At 62.7% G+C, this 19938-nt stretch carries 18 protein-coding genes and 1 other RNA gene; 4 read left to right on the top strand and 15 right to left on the bottom strand.

All coding sequences use genetic code 11. From position 1 onward, the window contains the following. Window positions 1-23 precede the first annotated feature (23 nt). Genes HQR01_RS02620 through HQR01_RS02600 form a run of 5 tightly spaced genes read right to left on the bottom strand, consistent with a single transcriptional unit; the run spans window position 24 to window position 3495 of the window. Window positions 24-806, bottom strand: coding sequence for an SDR family oxidoreductase (locus tag HQR01_RS02620; protein WP_173212302.1), 783 nt, complete (start codon window positions 804-806; stop codon window positions 24-26). Between the two features lie 2 nt (window positions 807-808). Next, window positions 809-1351 (bottom strand): NUDIX hydrolase, encoded by a 543-nt coding sequence (locus HQR01_RS02615; RefSeq protein WP_173212300.1) that lies wholly within the window; start codon window positions 1349-1351, stop codon window positions 809-811. A gap of 2 nt (window positions 1352-1353) precedes the next feature. After that, window positions 1354-2028 (bottom strand): TPM domain-containing protein, encoded by a 675-nt coding sequence (locus HQR01_RS02610; protein ID WP_173212298.1) that lies wholly within the window; start codon window positions 2026-2028, stop codon window positions 1354-1356. Next, entirely contained in the window at window positions 2028-2849 is an 822-nt protein-coding gene (locus HQR01_RS02605; RefSeq protein ID WP_173212296.1) for a TPM domain-containing protein, read from the bottom strand. The genes HQR01_RS02610 and HQR01_RS02605 overlap by 1 nt, the downstream gene beginning before the upstream one ends. A gap of 22 nt (window positions 2850-2871) precedes the next feature. After that, window positions 2872-3495, bottom strand: a complete 624-nt coding sequence (locus tag HQR01_RS02600) for a LemA family protein (RefSeq protein ID WP_173212294.1) — start codon at window positions 3493-3495, stop codon at window positions 2872-2874. Window positions 3496-3642: 147 nt separating this feature from the next. Here HQR01_RS02600 and mscL point away from each other — a divergent pair, with 147 nt between their 5' ends. Then, complete coding sequence (mscL, locus tag HQR01_RS02595; protein WP_173212292.1) at window positions 3643-4074, top strand: large conductance mechanosensitive channel protein MscL; 432 nt, start codon at window positions 3643-3645, stop codon at window positions 4072-4074. Window positions 4075-4099: 25 nt separating this feature from the next. Further along, window positions 4100-4454: a transfer-messenger RNA gene (ssrA, locus tag HQR01_RS02590) on the top strand. Between the two features lie 60 nt (window positions 4455-4514). On the opposite strand, the gene HQR01_RS02585 is transcribed toward ssrA, so the two are convergent. From HQR01_RS02585 to HQR01_RS02560, 6 genes are all read right to left on the bottom strand, one after another. Further along, window positions 4515-5447, bottom strand: coding sequence for a hypothetical protein (locus tag HQR01_RS02585; RefSeq protein ID WP_173212290.1), 933 nt, complete (start codon window positions 5445-5447; stop codon window positions 4515-4517). A 169-nt stretch (window positions 5448-5616) separates the two neighbouring features. After that, complete coding sequence (locus HQR01_RS02580) at window positions 5617-6489, bottom strand: alpha/beta hydrolase (RefSeq protein WP_173212288.1); 873 nt, start codon at window positions 6487-6489, stop codon at window positions 5617-5619. Between the two features lie 202 nt (window positions 6490-6691). Next, the gene (locus HQR01_RS02575; RefSeq protein WP_173212286.1) at window positions 6692-6943 is read right to left on the bottom strand and encodes a hypothetical protein; all 252 of its coding nucleotides are present in this window, start codon (window positions 6941-6943) and stop codon (window positions 6692-6694) included. 146 nt (window positions 6944-7089) lie between these two features. Next, entirely contained in the window at window positions 7090-8343 is a 1254-nt protein-coding gene (locus HQR01_RS02570) for an N-succinylarginine dihydrolase (protein ID WP_173212284.1), read from the bottom strand. Next, window positions 8340-9356 carry an arginine N-succinyltransferase gene (locus HQR01_RS02565; RefSeq protein ID WP_173212282.1) on the bottom strand — a complete coding sequence of 339 codons (1017 nt, stop codon included), beginning with the start codon at window positions 9354-9356 and terminating at the stop codon, window positions 8340-8342. Before HQR01_RS02565 ends, HQR01_RS02570 begins: the two co-directional genes overlap by 4 nt. Continuing rightward, window positions 9353-10561, bottom strand: a complete 1209-nt coding sequence (locus HQR01_RS02560; protein ID WP_173212280.1) for a hydrolase — start codon at window positions 10559-10561, stop codon at window positions 9353-9355. Before HQR01_RS02560 ends, HQR01_RS02565 begins: the two co-directional genes overlap by 4 nt. A 140-nt stretch (window positions 10562-10701) precedes the next feature. On the opposite strand from HQR01_RS02560, the gene HQR01_RS02555 reads away from it, so the two are divergent. Next, window positions 10702-12795, top strand: a complete 2094-nt coding sequence (locus tag HQR01_RS02555) for a malate synthase G (protein WP_173212278.1) — start codon at window positions 10702-10704, stop codon at window positions 12793-12795. On the opposite strand, the gene rsmA is transcribed toward HQR01_RS02555, so the two are convergent. From rsmA to HQR01_RS02535, 4 genes are all read right to left on the bottom strand, one after another. Further along, window positions 12788-13609 carry a 16S rRNA (adenine(1518)-N(6)/adenine(1519)-N(6))-dimethyltransferase RsmA gene (gene rsmA, locus HQR01_RS02550; RefSeq protein WP_173212276.1) on the bottom strand — a complete coding sequence of 274 codons (822 nt, stop codon included), beginning with the start codon at window positions 13607-13609 and terminating at the stop codon, window positions 12788-12790. The two genes, HQR01_RS02555 and rsmA, sit on opposite strands and share 8 nt — an antisense overlap. Next, complete coding sequence (gene pdxA / locus HQR01_RS02545; protein ID WP_234030227.1) at window positions 13602-14603, bottom strand: 4-hydroxythreonine-4-phosphate dehydrogenase PdxA; 1002 nt, start codon at window positions 14601-14603, stop codon at window positions 13602-13604. The genes rsmA and pdxA overlap by 8 nt, the downstream gene beginning before the upstream one ends. A gap of 8 nt (window positions 14604-14611) precedes the next feature. Further along, window positions 14612-15907, bottom strand: coding sequence for a peptidylprolyl isomerase (locus tag HQR01_RS02540; RefSeq protein ID WP_325064529.1), 1296 nt, complete (start codon window positions 15905-15907; stop codon window positions 14612-14614). A 172-nt stretch (window positions 15908-16079) separates the two neighbouring features. Then, complete coding sequence (locus HQR01_RS02535) at window positions 16080-18353, bottom strand: LPS-assembly protein LptD (protein WP_173212271.1); 2274 nt, start codon at window positions 18351-18353, stop codon at window positions 16080-16082. 100 nt (window positions 18354-18453) lie between these two features. Here HQR01_RS02535 and HQR01_RS02530 point away from each other — a divergent pair, with 100 nt between their 5' ends. Then, on the top strand, window positions 18454-19914 hold the full coding sequence (locus tag HQR01_RS02530; protein ID WP_173212269.1) for a leucyl aminopeptidase: 1461 nt from the start codon (window positions 18454-18456) through the stop codon (window positions 19912-19914). Window positions 19915-19938 lie beyond the last annotated feature (24 nt).

Here is a 19938-nt window from a genome sequence, read left to right as displayed (position 1 = left end):
GCCGTCTGGCCCCTCTCTTGATTCTACATTGCCGAAATACCGCCATCGAGCTTGAGCTCGGCACCGGTCATGAAACGGCTCTCGTCGCTTGCCAGATAGACCACCGCATTGGCGATATCGTTGGGTTCGCCGACGAACTTGAGCGGGATCTGCCGCGCCAGCTTGTCCATCAGCACACCCTTGTCGAGATTGTGGTTGCGCGCCGTCCCGTCGAGGATCGGCGTGTCGACGAAGGTAGGGTGCACCGAATTGCAGCGGATCTGCATGTTCTTCTTGGCGCAATGCAGCGCGATCGACTTGCTCAGCATCCACACCGCCGCCTTCGAAGCGTTATAGGCCGGCATGGTATCGCTGGCGATCAGCCCGGCGATGCTGGAAATGTTGATGATCGAACCGGGCGCATGCTCGCGCATCAGCGGCAGGGCCTTCTGACAGCCGTGGAAGATCGAATCGACATTGACCGAGAAGCAGCGCTGCCAGTCTTCGAATCTGCAGGTTTCGATATTGCCACCCACGCCGATGCCAGCGTTGTTGACCAGCACGTTCAGCCCGCCAAGATTCTCGCGTGCCGCATCAACCGCGGCTTCCCACGCGGTGGGATCGGTCACGTCATGCTGGAACGCGAAGGCGGTGCCGGCGCCAAGCTGGGCGTTGATCTTCGCTGCGGTTTCTTCCGCGCCAGCGCCGTTGATATCGGTGCACAGGACCCGTGCCCCTTCTTCAGCCAGCCGCGTCGAATGCGCGCGCCCCAGGCCTTGCGCCGCACCAGTTACCAGCGCGAGCTTGCCCGCACACCGTCCAGTCATTGTCACTCTCCTGCCAGAATTCCTTGTCCCAGCAGCAAGAGCATGCGCACGTCGATCCCGCAACCATCGTTGCGCTTCGCGGCGATAAAGTCGGGCAGGGCGTCGAGCGCGACGCGGTGGACGGTGATGTTCTCGCCTTCGGTTCCGCCGCCGTCGCCGATCTTGGTCAGTTTACGTGCACGAACCAACGTGAAGCTTTCGCTGACCATGCCGGGCGAGGAATAGAAGGTGCCCATATCTTCCAGTTTGGCGGCGCGATAACCGGTTTCTTCCTCGAGCTCGCGCCCAGCGGCGGCGAGCGCATCCTCGTCTGGCGTTTCGTCATCGTCGCCGATCAGGCCTGCGGGCAGTTCCAGGCAATTGCGGCCCAGCGGCACGCGAAACTGTTCGACCAACAGCACGTGCGCGTCTTCTGCCGCCAGGATCACTGCCGCGCGGATATTGCGGCTACGCCCGACATACTCCCAGCGGCCGCGTTTCTTGGCGACCACGTAGCGGCCTTCCCAGACGATTTCCTCGTCTGCATCATGATCGGGTACCGCCATGATCAGACCTCGATCAGCCGGTCGGGCAGTTCGTTGACGTCGTCATCGGCGCGCGGGAATTCTTCAGATAGCACCTTGCCCACGTCGCGCACACCCGCGGCAAGGCCTTCGGCCAGTCGGCCCTGACGAATTTCGGCGAGCATGTCGGCCATGGCTTCGCCCCAGACTTCCGCCGGGACTTTCTCGGCGATCGAGACGTCGGCGACGATCTCAGCCCGGTGCTCGCGCATCGAGAGATAGAGCAGCACGCCGGTGCGGCCATGCGTGCGCCGTTCGGCGCCGACCTTGAAATGGCGCACCGCTGCCTCACGCACGCGGCTACGCTTGACCGCCGGAGGGACCAGCCAGAACTTGAACGGTTGCCACATCTGGATGGCAAGCACCCCGAGGAACTTTGCGAGGCCGATGCCGAGTGCGATGGTCAGCACTTCGCCCATGGTCCAGTCATGCGTCCAGCCGCCGATCAGTCGGTCGATCTTGCCAAGGGTGAATTCGGGAAACAGCGCAAAGACGCTCATCGCGGTGAAGCTGGCGCCGACCGCCCACCACAGCGCGACGTCAGTATAGCCATCGCTGCGGTCGGCGAGCACGGTCACGATCTCGCCCGAAGTCTCAAGCTCGGCCTGCGCCACCGCGGCCGATACGATATCGTGCTGCTCTGCGGTCAGATATGCCATTACCACCCCCCGGAGGCGCCACCGCCCCCGAAACTTCCGCCACCCCCAGAGAAACCTCCGCCACCAAAGCCGCCACCGCCGCCCCAGCCGCCGCCACCGCCCCAGTCATCATGGTCGCTGAGGCCGCGCGCAATCGCCTTGCCGGCTTCCCACAGGATGATGTCACCGACAGCACCGCCCAGGCCCGAGCGATAACGACGGCGTCGCCCGCCGCGGATCGCGGGGAGGACAAAGAACAGGAAGATGAAGACCAGCCAGATGAAGCCGCCGAGCGGGAAGCCGCCTTCCCCTTCGCGGCTCTGGTCGGCCTGCCGGGCGACCTTGGCCGCTTCTTCGGGCGGGAGTTCAAGCTGGCGGATGATCTGGTCGGCGCCCCAGGCGATCCCGCCCGAGAAATCCCCGTCGCGGAAGAACGGTTTCATTCCCTCGACATATTCGAAGGCGAGGCCATCGGGGATCACGCCTTCGAGGCCGTAGCCGACCTCGATCCGCATCTTGCGCTCGTTCGGCGCGACGATGAGGATTATCCCGTCATTGCGTTCCTTGTCTCCCAAGCCCCAGGCGCGACCGAGTTGATAGCCATAATCGGCAATATCGTAGCCATCGAGGCTGGGCAGGGTGACGATCACGAACTGGCGTTGGTTGCGCTCTTCGAAAGCGTCGAGTTTTTCGGTCAATGCGACTTCGGTGGCATCGTCGATAATGTTCGCCGCATCGACCACCGGCGCGGTGCCGCGGTCGGGAAAATCCTGCGCGGCAGCCGGGACCGCAAGGCCAAGGGCTGCCGCGAGGGCGATCAGGAAGTGGATGAGCCGGGTCATGAGTGCGGTTTCCCCGCGGCGGTCAGTTGGCCGCCGGGGTTTCCGCGCGCATGTTCAGCTCGGGCGCAACCTCGGCCCCTTCGCTCACCGCTTCGTAGGGTACCATCGGCTCGGCACCATGGATGATGTTCGCGCCGATCGTGTCGGGGAAGGTACGGATGGTAGTGTTATACTGGCGTACCGCCTCGTTGTAGTCGCGAATGGCCACGCGGATGCGGTTCTCCTGGCCCTCGATCTGGGTCATGAAGCGGCCGAAGTTCTCCTGGCTCCGCAATTCGGGATACTGCTCGACCGAAACTAGCAGGCGCGACAGCGCACCGCCCAGCTGGTTCTGCGCCTGCTGGTAGGCCTGCATCTTCGCGGGATCATTGAGGTCGTCGCCGCTGACCTTGATCTCCGGCCGGGTGGCCGAGGCGCGGGCCTGCACCACTGCGTCGAGCGTGGCGCGCTCCTGCTCGGCCGAGGACAATACGATCTGTTCGAGATTGGGAATCAGGTTGGCGCGCTCCTGGAAGGCCGCCTCGACATCGGCCCACTTGGCCTTGGCGTTTTCTTCCGCGGCGGGCACCGAGTTGATGCCGCAGGCCGAAAGCGCGAGCGCTGCTGCAGCAAGGATCGATGTGCGGAGGGAAGCGAAACGGGTCATGGGCACAGTCCTCTCGTGGGGATTCATGGAAAGTGTCTTAGTAAGATAGCACGCTTGTGCGGCTGTTCAAGATTAACGAGCCCTTGTCGGAAATGGGAGGCCATGGCAGGCAGGGCGTGGGTCAAAGTGGTTAAGCAGGGGTTATGTATGCTGAAAGAATTCAAGGAGTTTATCGCCAGGGGCAACGTCATGGATCTCGCGGTTGCGGTGATCATCGGTGCCGCCTTCGGCAAGATCGTGACATCGCTAACCGACGAAGTGATCATGCCCATCGTCGGAGCGCTGTTCGGCGGCGCCGATTTCTCGCGCTACTTCTGGCTGCTTTCGGTGCCCGAAGGTTATGAAGGCTCGGTGACGGACTATGTCGCACTCAAGGAGGCGGGTGCGGCTATGATCGGTTACGGCAGCTTCGTGACCGCGGTGATCAACTTCGTGATCCTCGCCTTCATCATCTTCCTGCTGGTGCGTTACGCCAAGAAGGCGATGGCCGAATTCGAGGAAAAACCCGCTGCAGAAGCACCCTCGGGACCCAGCGAAATCGACCTGCTGACCGAGATCCGCGACGCGCTGAAGAAATAGCGCCTGACCGCCTTGGCGGCCGCAGTCACTTCACATTAAGCTGGCGGGGCCTATATAGGGCCTGCCGGTTTCGGCCGGCTATGGCGATAAATTGCGGTGTGCAATAGGCACAACGGACCCGGGGGCAGTACCCGGCGGCTCCACCACCGCAAGCGACGGACCGAATGATCGGGCGCTTGCGATGATGGGGCCGAACCAGGATCGACGTGTGTTGAAAGACATTGTTTTCGCCCGGGCTGAGTAACCCGTTCAAGGCTCAAAACACACAAGTGCCAACGATAACGAAGCACTCGCTCTCGCAGCGTAATGTGATGGGCTAACGCCCTGAAGTTACAAAGCTAAAGCGCGGTTGGACCCACCGGGCAACAGAAGCGGATTCCGGGGCTCCGAGGGTAGCTAGCAACAGAAACCCTCACCTTCATAAAACTTGAATTATCGCTCTAATCGCTTGCGACGCTAAACCGCGTGAATAATCCAGCACCCTTTGCGTCTGGGATCTCTGCGACGATACCGTAGTCACCTGCTTCCAGATCAAGTTTGAAATAGGCAGTTGATCCTTCAGGCATGTCGTGGATGCCGCCGACAAAATGCGCTGGTGCAGGGGTTTGCTGGCCATCATCGGGAAAGAAATTGATCCAGTTGGCTGCGCGGTCGACGTCTGTATCTTCATCGATCCGGAACACATGTGCATCGTGGCCGACGAAATCATTATAGAGCTGCTGCTCAACGAAATTCACCCGAACGCGGTTTTCGCCCGGCCTGAACTGACCTGACGAAATGGAATAGCCGCTATTGGAGATATCGAGCGTTACATTGGCATCGGGCTCTGCCATGCTGCCATCTTCGTCGCGCACGGTAAATGCCAAGACCATGCCATGCATACCCGGCTCTGGATGGTAGTTGTGCTGGATGCCATTGGTTTTGACATAGCATTCGACGATGTAATTGCCGGGCTCGAGATACATTGTCGCTTCGCCGGTTACGCCGCTAGACATCATGCCCGGCCCGCCAAAGTAGACAATGTCGGCGATCCATGCGGGGATGGTTGCGGCGATCTCGGCAGCCTTTTCCTTGTCGCCTGCAATGCTGGCTGTAAGGCTGTGCTGGATCGGCTTGACCACTTGTTCGCCAATCATTTCCGCGGTTACGCCATCGGGCAGGCGATATACTAACCCGAAATGTTCCATTCCCGAATCATTGTTGATCCGCACCGTGGTCCAGCCAGAGCCGATTTCATCCGGCCCGATGAAAGACAGCCCGTCGATCTCTAGTTCCATCACATTTTCGGCGGTTTGGTCGGGTTCGCGTTGCCCGCCAGCGCATGCCCACAGCGCACCAGCTAGCGTTAAAGCCAGTATCGCCCTTCGCATCACAGTTCCCCTTCCGATGTCTGCGATCGTTGGAATTGCAATCAGGTTTAGCGCAAGGCAAGGGCAAGGCCAAATTGCCCCCGAATCGTCGGGTATTTTTCCATTTGAATTTGGGCCAGTTGGACCAGGTTTGTCAGTCTGGCCTCAGCTCATCGATACGCCCTATATTCGTTTAATGGCCGCTAGATTCATAGCTTCTGGCCTGGGCCAGCCATTTGATGCCGCGTAGGGTGGTTGCGGGAAATGCGGTGCCGTGATCGGAATCTTCGATGATCTCCAATCCAGTAACCACCAGGCCATTTCCATTCCGACGATTGAGCACTGACACGAATTCCTCGGTGATCTCCATTTCGGACTCTTCCAGTTCTCCAATGGAGACGAAGACATTTACATCGGCCAATTGTTGAGGCGCCAATTGTGCTTCTGCCTGGTCGATCTGCGTGGCACTCTTGGCGCTGAAGGCCGGGCTACCAAGAATGTAATTCTGGAACAGATCCGGCTCGGCAAACAATACATATGCGCCGAAGGCCCCGCCGAGCGAGTAACCGAAATAAGTCCGTTCGTTGGGTTCCGCACGAAATTTGCTTGCGACCAGCGGGATCACATCGTCACGGATGAAGGCGAGGTGCTTGTTCGCCTGCCCGAAATTGTACTGTGATTGCAGCTCCTGGTTGTCGACCTGGAATGTAGTATAATCGCGAAACCGGCTGTGATGTTCTTCATCGGCCCCGAGATTGGTCTGCCATGAAATACCAACTAGGATCGAATCCGACATCAGATATTCGGTAGCGCCGGAAAGCATGTCCAAGTGCCATTTGGCATCAGTCGTATAGACGACCGGATATTGCTTATCAGTGCTCTCGGAATAACCATCGGGCAGTTTGATATAGAGCTCATACTGCCTATCGTTCGCAGCATCCTCGATAGCGAGGACCTGGGTCCGTGGCATTTCGTAGGCGGCAGGTTCACCTGCCCTGACGATGTTGATTGGCAGGGACAACAAGAACGAAATGGCGAATATCTTGAGTTTTCGGGGGGCAATCATTTGGCGCTCTGGACTTCCCTAAATTTGCCTACCCCTCTTGTGCGACTATCCTATCTCGACAAGCGTGGGCAAGAGCCGCCACGTCGTTTGGCAGACTACATTTACAGTTCGTGGATTGCGCTTTTTGGGAAATTTGCCTTGCGTTTGCCGCGCTACAAATTTGCCTAGGTCTGTGCGTAAGTTTGACCGGATAGGTTCGCGTTTAGGATTGTTCGCCGTTGAGGGCATCTTCCTTACGCTTTTCCTGCTCATAGCGGATCGCGTCGAGGATCTTCGCTCCGCCAAGGAACACCGCGCCTGCGGTGGCCGCCATCAGCAGGTATCCGCCGAAACCGGGGAATTGCTGAGTGTAGTTCGCGCCGCGGGTCATTGCGCCGAGGGCGAGGGCGTAGATGATCAGATACGCTTCGAAGCGCGTCTTGATCACGAACAGCCGTTTCACCTTCTTCAGCACGCCTAAGCACCGCTCCTTTGTTAACCTGTTGGAGTGCAAATCCCGTGCCAGCGACGGGAATCAGCCATATCCAATAGTTAATGTGCCACGGAGTGTAAGGTGGGCCGACGAAACGAGTCCAGCGCGTTAACCAGTGGCTGCCCGGCTTATGCGAGAACGTCCAAGGATAGGACAGTTAGCAGCGCCTCGCGCGCCTCGATCACGGTCTTGGCGAGGCTCTCCGAGCCGATGTCGACCGGATCGATCTGCTCGGGCCACATTTCCGCAATGACCGACTCCAGCCGCTCGGCCTTGGCTTCGTCGAGGAGGAAGCGCGCGTCGACGGTCGCCGGATCGGCCACCACGCGCAGCCGCAGGCAGGCGGGGCCGCCGCCATTGGCCATCGACTGGCGCACGTCGACCGGAATCACCTTGCGGATCGGGCCGTTCGAAGCGAGCATGCCTTCGCACCAGCTCCACACCGCGGCGCTCTCGCGGCATTCCTCGGGTACCACCAGCGCCATCTCGCCGGTAGGCAGGGTCAGCAGCTGCGCGTTGAAGAGATAGGTCTTGATCGCCTCTTCAAGGCTCACCGCGCTTTCGGGTACCTCGACCACCTGCAGCGCGGGGAATGCCGATGCAATGGTTTCGCAGGCGACGGCATTGTCGGCAAAGGCGCGTTCGTGGGTGAACAGCACCCGTTCATTGGCGACGGCGACGACATCGTTGTGGAACGCACCAGCCGCGATGGCTTCGGGGTTCTGTTCGATGAACAGGCACTTGTCGGGATCGAGCCCGTGCAGGCGCGCAACCGCGCGGCTGGCCTGTTCATGCTGGCGTGCAGGGAAGCGTCCGCCCGGCCGGCCGTAGACGAAGACCTCGACACCGGGGGCACCGTGGCCCTCGCAGAAACGCATGTGGTTCGCCGCGCCCTCGTCGCCGAAGCTGGCGGGTATGGCATCGTGCACCTTAAAGTGTCGGTCGTCGCCAAAGGCGATCTTCAGCTGGCGCTGCGTGTCGCGCCATTCCTGCCCGCGATGGAGCATGGTGACGAGGTTCGCCGGGGTCAGGTGGCAGCGTCCATCGGCGGTGTCAGGGGCGGGGCTGACAGTTGCGGCATTGGCGGTCCACATCGAGCTGGCAGACCACGCCGTGGCTAGCAGCGCGCGATCGGTATGTGCATCCAGCGCAAGGTCGCGCAACAGCGCGAAATTGGGACGTGGCAGGGGCAGCAGGAAACCCTGCGCCAGACCCCGTTCCATATTGCCGCGCATCTTGCCGATGCCCTGCAGTGCTGCAGCGCGCGGGTAGCTGGGGTCGCCCTTGTGGCTCGCGCTGGCGATATTGCCCAGGCTGAGGCCGGCGTAATTGTGCGATGGGCCGACAATCCCGTCGAAGTTGATCTCGACCAGCCCGCTCATCGTGCCACACTCCACAGTTCGTCGCCTTTGCTGACTTCCAGCACGTCTGCGCACTTCGCATCGATGGCGATGGTGCCGTCCTCACGCAGTTCGCGAAGGCCATAGGCACAGCGGAACGTGTCGAGGTGGCCGGTCGCGATCAGCGCCTTTTCGCCCTCGTCCAGATCGGTAGCCGTCAGCCTGGCAGCCACCGCATCACGGATGCTCCGCACCTGGTCGGTGCGTGCGGTCATGGTCGGGCCGCCGTCAAAGATATCGACATAGCCTTCCGCCGCGAAGCCTTCATTCTCGAGCATGCGCATGGCAGCCCGTCCGGTGGGGTGCGGCACGCCGATCACCTTGCGAGCTTCGCTGTTGAGCATGGCGACGTAGACCGGGTGTTTGGGCATCAGGTCGGCGATGAACTGGTTGCCGTTGATGGCATTGAAATAGTCGGCTTCCTGGAAGCCCATCCCGAAGAAGCGTCCGGCGACCCCATCCCAGAAGGGTGAACCACCGCGGTCGTCAATCACCCCGCGCAGCTCGGCAAGGATGCGGTCGGCGAAGCGGCTGCGGTGCATCGCCACGAACAGGTAGCGGCTGCGTGCGAGCAACAGGCCCAGCCCGCCCGCGCGTGCGGCAGGATGGAGGAACAGCCCGCCCACCTCGGACGAACCTTCGAGATCGGTGACGAGGTTGAGCAGTTCCGCGCGGACGGTGCGGTCGAGTTCCTGGCTGTGCTGCGTCAGCGTGTTGAGGCGATAGGAATAGAATGGCCATTGCTGGCCGACCATGCTCATCAACTGACAGGTGCCGCGCACTTCGCCGGTCTTGCTGTCTTCGAGGATCAGCACGAACTGGTCGTCGCCGATCTCGTCGTCCTTGCGCCCGAATGCGGCGGCCGCGCGCTCCAGCTTGCGGCCCAGCGCGCCGCGGTCGGCGGGAAGGTTGGTGAAGCCGCCGCCGGTAAGCTTCGCCATTTCATAGAGGTGTTCGAGGTCGCCGGTATTGGCGGCACGAAGGCGGAAGGTCACAAATGGTCTCCGGTGGAAAGCTTCGTGAGGACCAGCGCGCTCAAAGCTGCGCGTTCCTTCAACGAAGGGACGATCATGAATTCGTCGGGTGAATGGATCGCGCCGCCGCGCACGCCCATGGTATCGACCACGGGCACGCCGCAGGCGGCGATATTGTTGCCATCGCACACTCCGCCGCTGGGTATCCAGCCGATGGACTGGCCCAGTTCGGCGCCGCAATCGCGCACCAGGTCGAACAGGCGCTGCGCCTTGGCATCCACCGGCTTGGGTGGCCGGGTGACGCCGCCGTGGCGATGGATGTGAACGTCGCGTTCGGCAGCGATCGCGGCGATCACGCTGTCGAGCTGGGTATCGAAGCGAGTCATCGCCTCGGTCGACTTGGGGCGGATATTGAACCGTACCACGGCGAGGTCGGGCACGACGTTGTTGGCGCTGCCGCCCTCGATCTTCGCCGGATTGACGGTGATGTCCTCCGCCGCCAGTGCCGCGATGCGCAGCACCAGGTCGGACGCGGCAACGATGGCATTGCGGCCCTCGTGCGGGTTGCGCCCGGCATGGGCGGATCGGCCGTGAATGATTATCGAGTAATTGCCCGTGCCACCACGCGCATGGGCCAGTGTACCGTCAGGCAAGGCGCTGGGCTCATAGGTCAGCGCGGCGTATTTGCCCCGCGCCAGCTCCTCGATCAGGCTACGGCTGGCGAGGCTGCCGGTTTCCTCGTCCGAATTGATCATTACGTCATAGCCGACGCGCGCTGCACCGGCCGTCGCCTCGAAGGCCCGCAGGGCATGGAGGATCACGCAGATCCCGCCTTTCATGTCGGCGGTGCCCGGGCCGTTGAGCGTCTGCTCGTCGAGCCAGCCGACTTGCTGGAATGAATGGTCGACCGGGAAGACGGTGTCCATGTGCCCGGTCAGGACGAAACGCCGTTCCGCCTCGGGGCGAACGCGCAGCACCATGTGGCGGCCGTGCGGCTTGTCGAATTCGCGCCCGTCGGAGGCAATCGCGCTGACCGGCGCCGGATCGACCAGCTCGACCTCTCCCGGCAACGTCGCGAAGGCATCGGCCAGCACGCCCGCCATGCGGTCGAGCCCGGTGATATTGGCTGTGCCGGTGTTGATCGCGGCCCAATCCTGCACCTCGCGCAGCATGGTGTCGGCATCGATCCGATCGAGCACGGCTTCAGGGACGCTATCCGGTTTCATGCGCAACGGTCTCTAGCCGAGGCGTGCAATGAGTCCACCCCCGGGCCCTTGGCGAGGTTGCAAAGCGGTGGATGCTTGGTATGGGAGGCCACTCCTCCCCGGGACCGACATTGCCGTTCGCCTGATCCAAGAGGAGTTCCATGACCGAATATGTGACGCGCGCCGGGATCGAGACCGATCCTGCCCTGGCTACTTTCATCGAGACCGAGGTGCTTGCGCCGCTCGGCCGTGATGTCGACGCGTTCTGGCAGGGTTTTGCCGCGCTGCTTGGCAGCTTTGCCCCGCGCAATGCCGCGCTTCTGACCAAGCGAGACGACCTCCAGGCCCAGATCGATGATTGGCACAAGGCACGCAAGGGCGCGCCGATCGACCAGGGCGAATACCAGGCCTTCCTGCGCGAGATCGGCTATCTCGTCCCCGAGCCGGGCGACTTCGCCATCGGCACCCAGAACGTCGATTCCGAGATCGCCACTATGGCCGGCCCACAGCTGGTGGTGCCGATCCTCAACGCGCGCTTCCTCCTCAACGCGGCGAATGCGCGCTGGGGCAGCCTCTACGATGCTTTCTATGGCACCGACGCGCTTGATGCGCCGCCGGCACGTCCCGGCGGCTATGACGAGGAGCGCGGTGCTGCGGTGATCGCGGCAGGGCGCAAATTCCTCGACGAGGCACTGCCGCTGGTTGGCCAGAGCTGGGCCGATCTGGCCGACGAGCACGACGGGAAACTGCAGGACGAGAGCCAGTATGTCGGCAAGACCGAAAAGGGCCTGCTGTTCCGCCAGAATGGTCTCCACATCGAAGTGCAGTTCGACCGTGAACACCCCGTCGGGCGCACCGACAAGGCGGGTATTTCAGACATCGTCCTCGAAGCTGCACTGACTACCATCTGCGACTGCGAAGATTCGGTTGCCGCGGTCGACGCGGAAGACAAGCTGGCTGCCTATCGCAACTGGCTGGGCGTGATGCGCGGCGATTTGCAGGAAAGCTTCGAGAAGGGTGGCAAGACGCTGACCCGCGCGCTCGAAGCGGACAAGACCTATACCGACAAGGACGGTGTTTCGCACAGTCTGCCCGGTCGCAGCCTGCTGTTTGTGCGCAATGTCGGCCACCTGATGAGCAATCCGGCGATGCGCTGGGACGGCAAGGAAATCCCCGAAGGCATCATGGACGCGGTCGTCACCAGTGCGATTGGCGCGCATGACGTCGCGGGGCTTGGCAGGTACGGCAACAGCCGCTGCGGCTCGATCTATATTGTGAAGCCCAAGATGCACGGGCCGGAGGAATGCGGTTTCACCAACGATCTGTTCAATGCGGTGGAGGACCTGCTCGGCCTGCCGCGGCATACGATCAAGGTCGGCGTGATGGACGAGGAGCGCCGCACTTCGGCCAATCTCGGTGCCTGCATCCACGCGGTGAAGGACCGGATCGTCTTCATCAACACCGGCTTCCTCGACCGCACGGGTGACGAGATCCACACCTCGATGCAGGCGGGCCCGATGCTGCGCAAGGGCGCGATGAAGACCTCTGCATGGCTTACAGCCTATGAGAAGCGCAATGTTGGCATCGGCCTGCGCCATGGCCTTTCGGGCCGTGCGCAGATCGGCAAGGGCATGTGGGCCGCGCCCGACCTGATGGGCCAGATGATGGTCGAAAAGATCGGCCATCTGCGCGCCGGCGCCAACACGGCCTGGGTGCCGAGCCCGACTGCGGCGACGCTGCACGCGATCCATTACCATCGCGAGGACGTGTTCGCGGTGCAGAAGGGCCTCGGAGAGGTTCCGCCGCTCGACGAACTGTTGACCATTCCGCTGGCCGACGGCGTGAACTGGTCGGAAGACGAGATCCGCGAAGAGCTCGACAACAATTGCCAGGGCCTGCTCGGCTATGTGGTGCGCTGGATCGATCAGGGTGTGGGCTGCTCCAAGGTGCCCGACATCAACGACGTCGGCCTGATGGAAGACCGCGCGACGCTGCGCATCTCCAGCCAGCACATCGCCAATTGGCTGCTCCACGGTGTGATCAGCGAGGATCAGGTGATGGATTCACTGCGCCGGATGGCTGCCAAGGTCGACCAACAGAATGCGGGCGACCCATTCTACGAACCGCTGCTCGAAAATGAGGGCGGCGCGGCGTTCAGCGCGGCGAAGGATCTGATCTTCAAGGGTGTCGAACAGCCGAGCGGTTATACCGAACCGCTGCTCCATGCGTGGAGACGGGTGAAGAAGGCTAGCTGAGCGCGCGAGCCAGCTCGACAAATTCGGCAACGCTGACCGTTTCAGCCCGCCGCTGCGGATCGATCCCGATCGTCTGCGCCGCCTCGACCGCACCGGGAATGCCCTTGAGGCTCTGGCGCAGCATCTTGCGGCGCTGGCCAAAGGCCGCTTCGGTCAGGCGCTCCAGGGTGCGGGCAGAGACTCCCTCGGGCATCGTGCCTGGGGCGACGTGGACAATGGCGCTCATCACTTTGGGCGGCGGAGTGAAAGCGCTACGGTGGACCTTCATTGCCAATCGCGCTTGCCCGCGCCACTGGGCCAGAACCGCGAGCCTGCCGTACGCGGAGGCATCTGGAGCAGCCACGATGCGCTGGGCAACTTCCTGCTGGAACATCAGCGTCAGGCTGGTCCATTGCGGCGGCCAGCTTTCACCGCCGAGCCAACGGACGAAAAGTGCCGTTCCAACATTGTAGGGCAGGTTGGACAGAACCGCGAAAGGCTCGCCCCCCATCAGCTCGCCGTGGTCGAGTTTGAGTGCGTCGCCCTCCACCACGCGTAACTGCCCGGGGAAAGCCTCTCCCAGTTCCGCGAGTGCGGGAAGGCAGCGACGGTCCATCTCGATCGCGGTTACGCGCGCACCGGCGCGCAACAGGGCGCGGGTCAGTCCCCCCGGGCCGGGCCCGACTTCAAGCACCTGCTTGCCTGCGAGGTCACCGGGAATGGCCGCGATGCGATCGAGCAACTGCTCGTCGAACAGGAAGTTCTGTCCCAGCGCCTTCGACGCACTGAGACCATGGCGGGCGATGACTTCGCGCAGCGGAGGAAGGTCAGCCATGCGCCGCGCGCCGTGCTGCAATCTCGCCAGCCATGCGCAGTGCCGCGATCATCGCGCCCGGATCGGCGATGCCTTTGCCCGCGATGCCGAAGGCAGTGCCGTGGTCGGGACTGGTTCGCACGATCGGCAGGCCGAGCGTCACGTTTACCCCCTCGTCAAAGTCGAGCGCCTTGAGCGGGACGAGGGCCTGGTCGTGATACATCGCCAGGGCCACGTCATAGGTTGCCCGCCCGCGAGGCGTGAACAATGCGTCGGCGGGATGCGGTCCGGTGAGGTCGAGGCCCTCGGCGCGAAGTGCCTCGATTGCGGGGTAGATGATCCGTAGTTCCTCGTCCCCGAACCTTCCGCCTTCGCCCGCGTGCGGATTGAGTCCGCAGACTGCAAGGCGAGGCCGGCCAATGCCGAAATCGCGGTTGAGCGTCGCTGCGACGATCCGCGCCCGGTGCTCGATCAGCTCTCGGGTCAGCATGCCCGGTACTTCGGAAAGGGCGCAGTGGACGGTCAGCGGGACGGCGCGCAGGCTCGGTCCTGCGAGCATCATCACCGCGTCGCGCTCTTCATGCCCGCAGGCGGCCGCGAGGAACTCTGTCTGGCCGGGGAAGCCAAAGCCGACCTTTGCCAGTTCGGCCTTGGCGATGGGGGCCGTAACCACGGCTCCGGCCCTGCCTTCGCGTGCTAACCGCGTACCGACTTCGAGCGAATGGAGCGCAAGAGCCGCGCCGGTCCGGTCGGGTTCCCCCGGCGTATAGGAGCAATCCTCGATTCCCAGGACGGGCAAGGCGTGTTGGAAGACATTGGCGGCATGGGCGGGGTCGACGATGCGCTCGACCCGCACCGCTATGCCGCGCGCAAGCGCCGCCTGTGCCAGCACGCCCGCGCCGCCGATCACGAAAAAGGGAGCCAGCCCGGCAGCTTCGCGCCGCGCCCAGCTTTCGACGATGATTTCGGGCCCGATCCCCGCCGGGTCGCCCAGCGATACCGCGAGGGAAGCCACGGCGTCCGTCAATTATACTCGATGTAGGCGTCGTTGCGCAGGTCGCGCAGGTAACGCTGGGCGCGCTTCTGGATACGCTCTTCTTCGAGCTGACCCATGAGCTGGTCGAAATTCGGACCGCTCGCGGCTTGCGGATCGTCGCGTCCGCACAGCATCAGCACGCGCACGCCTTCTTCGAAGGAACCGAAGGGCGGGGTGATCTGCCCCACCTGCATCTGCAGCAGGATCGACTGGAGCTGTTCCGGGAGAGCGCGGACGGCGATCTGGTCGTTGGCTACCACTGTTGCGCCCAGTGCCGCGGCGCCCGATTCGGCCTCGCCGCAACCGCGCAGTTGTTCCACGCCGGAGAGGAAGGTTTCGAGCTGCTGGTTCCGCGCATCCTGCGAAGAATCCGGTGCAAAATCGATCTGGATCTGCTTGAGCGAGAGGAGTGCGTCGCGCGGGTCGGCCATGAGGACCTGCCGCTTGTCGATCAGCAAGCCGATCCAAAAGCCGCCGGGAATCGCAATCGGACCGACCAACTGGCCGGGGGTCATTTCGCGGACGACCGTTTCCAGCGTCGAGTTCTTCAGCTGGCCCAATGCGATCCAGCCGAGGTCGCCTCCGACCGCCGCTGTCGAAGCTTCGGAAAACTGGCGAGCATAGGCGACGAAACTGCCGCCCTGACGCAACTGTTCGACAATCTTCTGCGCGTTGCCCTCCACCTCGGCTGCGGATTCAGGCGTCGCCGACATGTAGATCTCGCCAAGGCGATACTCATCGGTCCCGCGACTTGCCTCGAGGCGTTTGATCAGGTCATTGACCTCTTCGGTCGAGACATTGACGAAAGGCGCGAACAGGCGGCGCTGGAGACGCTGCCATGCCAATTCGCCATGGATCTGGCGCTTGAGCGAGCTGGGCGAAGATCCGATCGAACGCAGATATTCGTCCATCGCAGCTGGACGCTGTTCGAAGTTCTGCGCCGCGATGCGGACATAGGTCTGATCGATTTCGGCCTGATCGATCTCGATTTCCTGCGTTTCGGCGGCCTGAATCTGCAGCGTCTCGTCGATCAGGTTGCGCAGCACCTGCATCTTCACCCGCTCTAGGTCTTCGGGACTCAGTTCCTGCTGGTTTGCCGCGACGAGCAATGCGGTACGCTGGTCCACGTCGGTTCCGGTGATCACGAAACCGTTGACCACTGCAGTCGCCTTGCGGACGTTGGGATTGGCGCTGCCGAGGAGGTTGATATTGTCGGGAATGCCAAGAGGATTGGCCGCATTCTGCGCGAGCCCGGCGATGGGCGACAGAGCAAGGCCTGCCACCGCAGCGAGGGAGATAAACTTGGAAATCCGGTGTCCGCTCACGTGTGATACCCAGTTGCGGCACGCCAGGCGCGCCCGATAAGATGCCGGCAATTGCCGCCTTGCGGCTTAACCGGAGCTGATTGAGCCGCGGCGGATAGCGCGTTTGCCGGAAACTGCCAACGGTCGCTACTCAGCGAAAGCCCAGATTTCGCAGATTGAAGTAGAGCTGGAAGGTGTCGCCGCGCCGTGCGTCACCCGATGTGATGTAGTCGCGCCGCCAGGTCAGGCCCATCTCGAGGCAATCGTCGGAATAGGCGATACCCAGTCGGGTGCGGATCGGATCGAAACCGTCGGACGTCAGCATCGGGTCTTCCCGTCTGTCGGTAAGATTGAATACTCCCGATCCGAACAGCGACCAGTAATTGGCAAAGGCGATGCGGACCGCGCCGCGCAGTTCCTCGCGATCCTGGAGATCCTCGACTTGCGTAATATCGCGGTTCAGCCGCAGATAGCCCAGCTCGACGTAGGTGCGATTGGTCCCGACCGTCGCATCGACTTCGCTGCGCCGGATCGCAAGGTTATCCTTGTCGAGGCGGAAACGATGGGTGAACTTGACGAAATCCTTGTAGCGAACCTCCGTGCGCCCAACCAGGTCCGAGAACTTCTCGGACAGGCCGGTTCCGTCGGGCAGGATGTCGTCCTTGGAGGACAGACGATAGGACTGGCCGAGCGTGGTCTTGATCTCCCAGTCGGGAATTCGCAGCTGCCAATCGAAACCATAGGTAGCCCGGGCGCCATCTTCGACCCGGTCATAACCCGGGAAGCGGCTGAGCGCGAACAGGTTCGAATCTTCCAGATCGATCGCACGGGCATCCTCGTTGGGGATGGCCAGGTTGCGGATCGGCGGAGTGGCGACCAGCTGGACGCGTGGGGTAAAGACCTGCTCCCCGCCGAGGAACTCGCCGACGAAGGGCCACTGCACGTCGAATGCGCCCAAGGCCACGGCGCGCCCTTCCCACCCGGCATCGCCGCGATAGGAGGGGGTCGCGGTCGCGAGGTTCTCGTCGGAGTGATAGACGTCGCCGCGCAGCAGGCCGGTGATCGTTACCACCTGGCCGAGACCGGTAACCCGGCTGAGGTCCCACTGCGCGCGGGCGAAGGCACGCTGGGTGTCCTGGCCGATGTCGCGGGTGATCGCCAGTGTATTGGCCTGCAGTTCGACCTTGCCGCCCAGCACTGGGTCTTCGATCCGTCGGCGGTAGTCGATCACCGGCAAAGCCACGGGGACTTCGCCCTGCGGCTGGTTCAGGCGCAGGGTCTGCGTCGCCCAGCCGGCGATCGATAGATAGCTATTGTCGTCGATCCGCTCGAGATTGAGCGTCGAGCGTAACCGGTCGTCGCGACTGATGTCGTAGCGGCGCAGGAAAGTCCTGTCCGAAGCGCGGCGGATCGAGCCGGTCAGGCTCCACTGTGGGTCGAACTGGAACTTGCCGTTGGCGAAGATGTAGCCGCGCAGGTCCTTTTCGCTCGTGTCCAGTCCAGTGAAGTCCGAAATGCGCCGACTATGCGTGACGTAGCCGGTGATCTGGTACGCGCCCTTGTCGGCCAGGTGACGCCACTGGGCGGCAACCAGCGGGGCGGCTTCGGTATAAAGGTGGGTAGTGAGCGTCAGGTCCTTGTTGTCGCCCAGCCGGACGTAATAGCTGCCGCTGACTTCCACCCCGTTGCTTTCCGACACCCGCAGGTCAGGAACCAGGAAGCCCGACACTGCGCCGCCATCGGTTCGCACGGCCAGGCCTGGAAGTGGCAGTAGGCGGAGGCCGAACAATTCGAGGAAGGCACCGCGAAAACTGATCCGGCGCCGGGTCGGATCATAGATCACCCGCTGGGCGGTGATCCGCCAGCTCGGATCCTTGGGGCAGCCCTTCGGGTCGACCACCGAACAACCCGAATAGGCGGCCTCGCTCAGCGTGACCGTCCCATCGCTTTCGCGCATGCCGCGATTGGCGGCGAGACGACCGCCCTGCCGCAGCGCGAACAGGAGGTTGTCCATCGCCCCGGCTTCGAACTGGTCGGTCAGCTCGATTCGATCGGAGAACAGCTGATTGCCGTTTTCGTCGACGAAACGAACCCGCCCTTCGGCCAGGATGATTCCCGAGCCACGGTTCCAGCTGACCGAATCGGCCCGCAGCGAACGATCGCCGCTGCGCAGCACAACATTGCCCGTAGCGGTGACCACGTCTGCATCCGAATCATATCCGAGGATGTCCGCCTCGAAAGCGATTTCGCGACCCAGCTCGGCAATCAGCGAAGTATCGGCTGTTTCGGGCGGATCCTCGGCTACCGTCGCGTCGCCAGTGGCCTGTGCGGCCAGCGGCGCGCTGCCCGCAAGCGTAACGGCAAGAACGAAGGAGCGTGCGACCAGCCGGCTGGCTGAAATAGCTGTCTCGGCGGGCAGGAGCATGCCTTGCCTATCGCACCGGCCACGCCTAATCGCAATCGCCATCCGACGGGCGGCGCCATGTACGGGCGCGTTGCCCCTAGCCATAAATTCGGGAGATCCCATGCACATCCAGTTTAGTCAGACCCGTCCGCAAACGGCGCGCCTTCTTGCCTATGTCGTCGACAAGGGCAAGCTTCCCGAAAGTCTCGAGCGTGCGCTTGTCGAAGGAGCTGCGGCGGCGCGCTTCAAGGGCAACGCGGGGCAGTTGTTCGAAGGTTTTGCGGAGCGCGATGGCGCGATCGTCCGGATCGCGCTGGTTGGGGCAGGCGACAAGGGCGATGATGCGCGCGCGATCAACCTTGAGAAGGCGGGCGCCGCCCTGGCGGGCAAATATCAGAGTTCGGGCGAGACCGAACTTGTGCTCGAAGTAGCCGACAGCAATCACTCGGCGGCGGAACTCGCCTCGGTGTTGACCGGTCTGCGCCTGCGCAACTGGCGCTACGACATCTATCGCACCCGCATGAAGGACGAACAGAAGGTCACGCTGGAAACCGCGACGGTGGTCGGTGCGCCCAAGGCGGCCGAAGCGGCCTGGGCCGAAGCCGCGCATGTGGTCGCTGGCGTCGAATTCGCTCGTGAACTGGTCACCGAACCGGCCAACATTATCTATCCTGAAAGCTTCGTTGATCGTTGCCGTGCGCGTTTCGAAGGTACCGGCGCGCATCTGGTGGTGCTCGATGAAGCCGCGATGGAAAAGCTGGGCATGGGTTCGCTGCTTGGTGTCGGGCTCGGCTCGGAGCGTGAATCGCGCATCCTCGCGATCGTCTGGAACGGCGGCAATCCGGGCGACAAGCCGACTGCCTTCGTTGGCAAGGGCGTGACATTCGACACCGGCGGCATCAGCATCAAGCCAGGGCCGGGCATGTGGGACATGAAGTGGGACATGGGCGGCGCAGGCGCAGTCGCCGGTGCCATGCTGGCGTTGGTCGGTCGCAAGGCCAAGGCCAATGTCGTCGGCATCATGGGCCTGGTCGAGAACATGCCCGACGGCAAGGCACAGCGCCCGGGTGACGTCGTCACCTCGATGTCGGGTCAGACCATCGAAGTGCTGAACACCGATGCAGAGGGGCGGTTGGTGCTGGCCGACGCGCTGCATTGGGCGCAGGAAGAGTTCCAGCCCGCACGGGTGATCGATTTTGCTACGCTGACCGGCGCGATGATCATCGCGCTGGGCAATGAGCACGGCGGCATGTTCTCCAACGACGATACGCTCGCAAACCAGCTGCTCGAGGCGGGTCTCGCCACCGGCGACAAGCTCTGGCGCATGCCGCTGGGTGCGGCCTACGACAAGCTGATCGACAGCCCAATCGCCGACATGAAGAACATTGGCGACAAGGGCGCGGGTTCGATCACGGCGGCGCAATTCCTCCAGCGCTTCATCGCCGATGGCACGCCTTGGGCGCATTGCGACATTGCCGGCACGGTGTGGTCGGACAAGCCCGGCCAGACTTGGGGCAAGGGCGCGACTGGTTATGGTGTGCGCCTGATGGACCGCCTGATTGCCGATACGGTTGAAAGCTGACCGGGCCCCGGGAGGCACAGCGGT

It is taken from the genome of Erythrobacter mangrovi (assembly GCF_013260645.1).
GTDB lineage: Bacteria > Pseudomonadota > Alphaproteobacteria > Sphingomonadales > Sphingomonadaceae > Qipengyuania > Qipengyuania mangrovi.
This window is presented reverse-complemented; position numbering and strand designations above follow the sequence as displayed.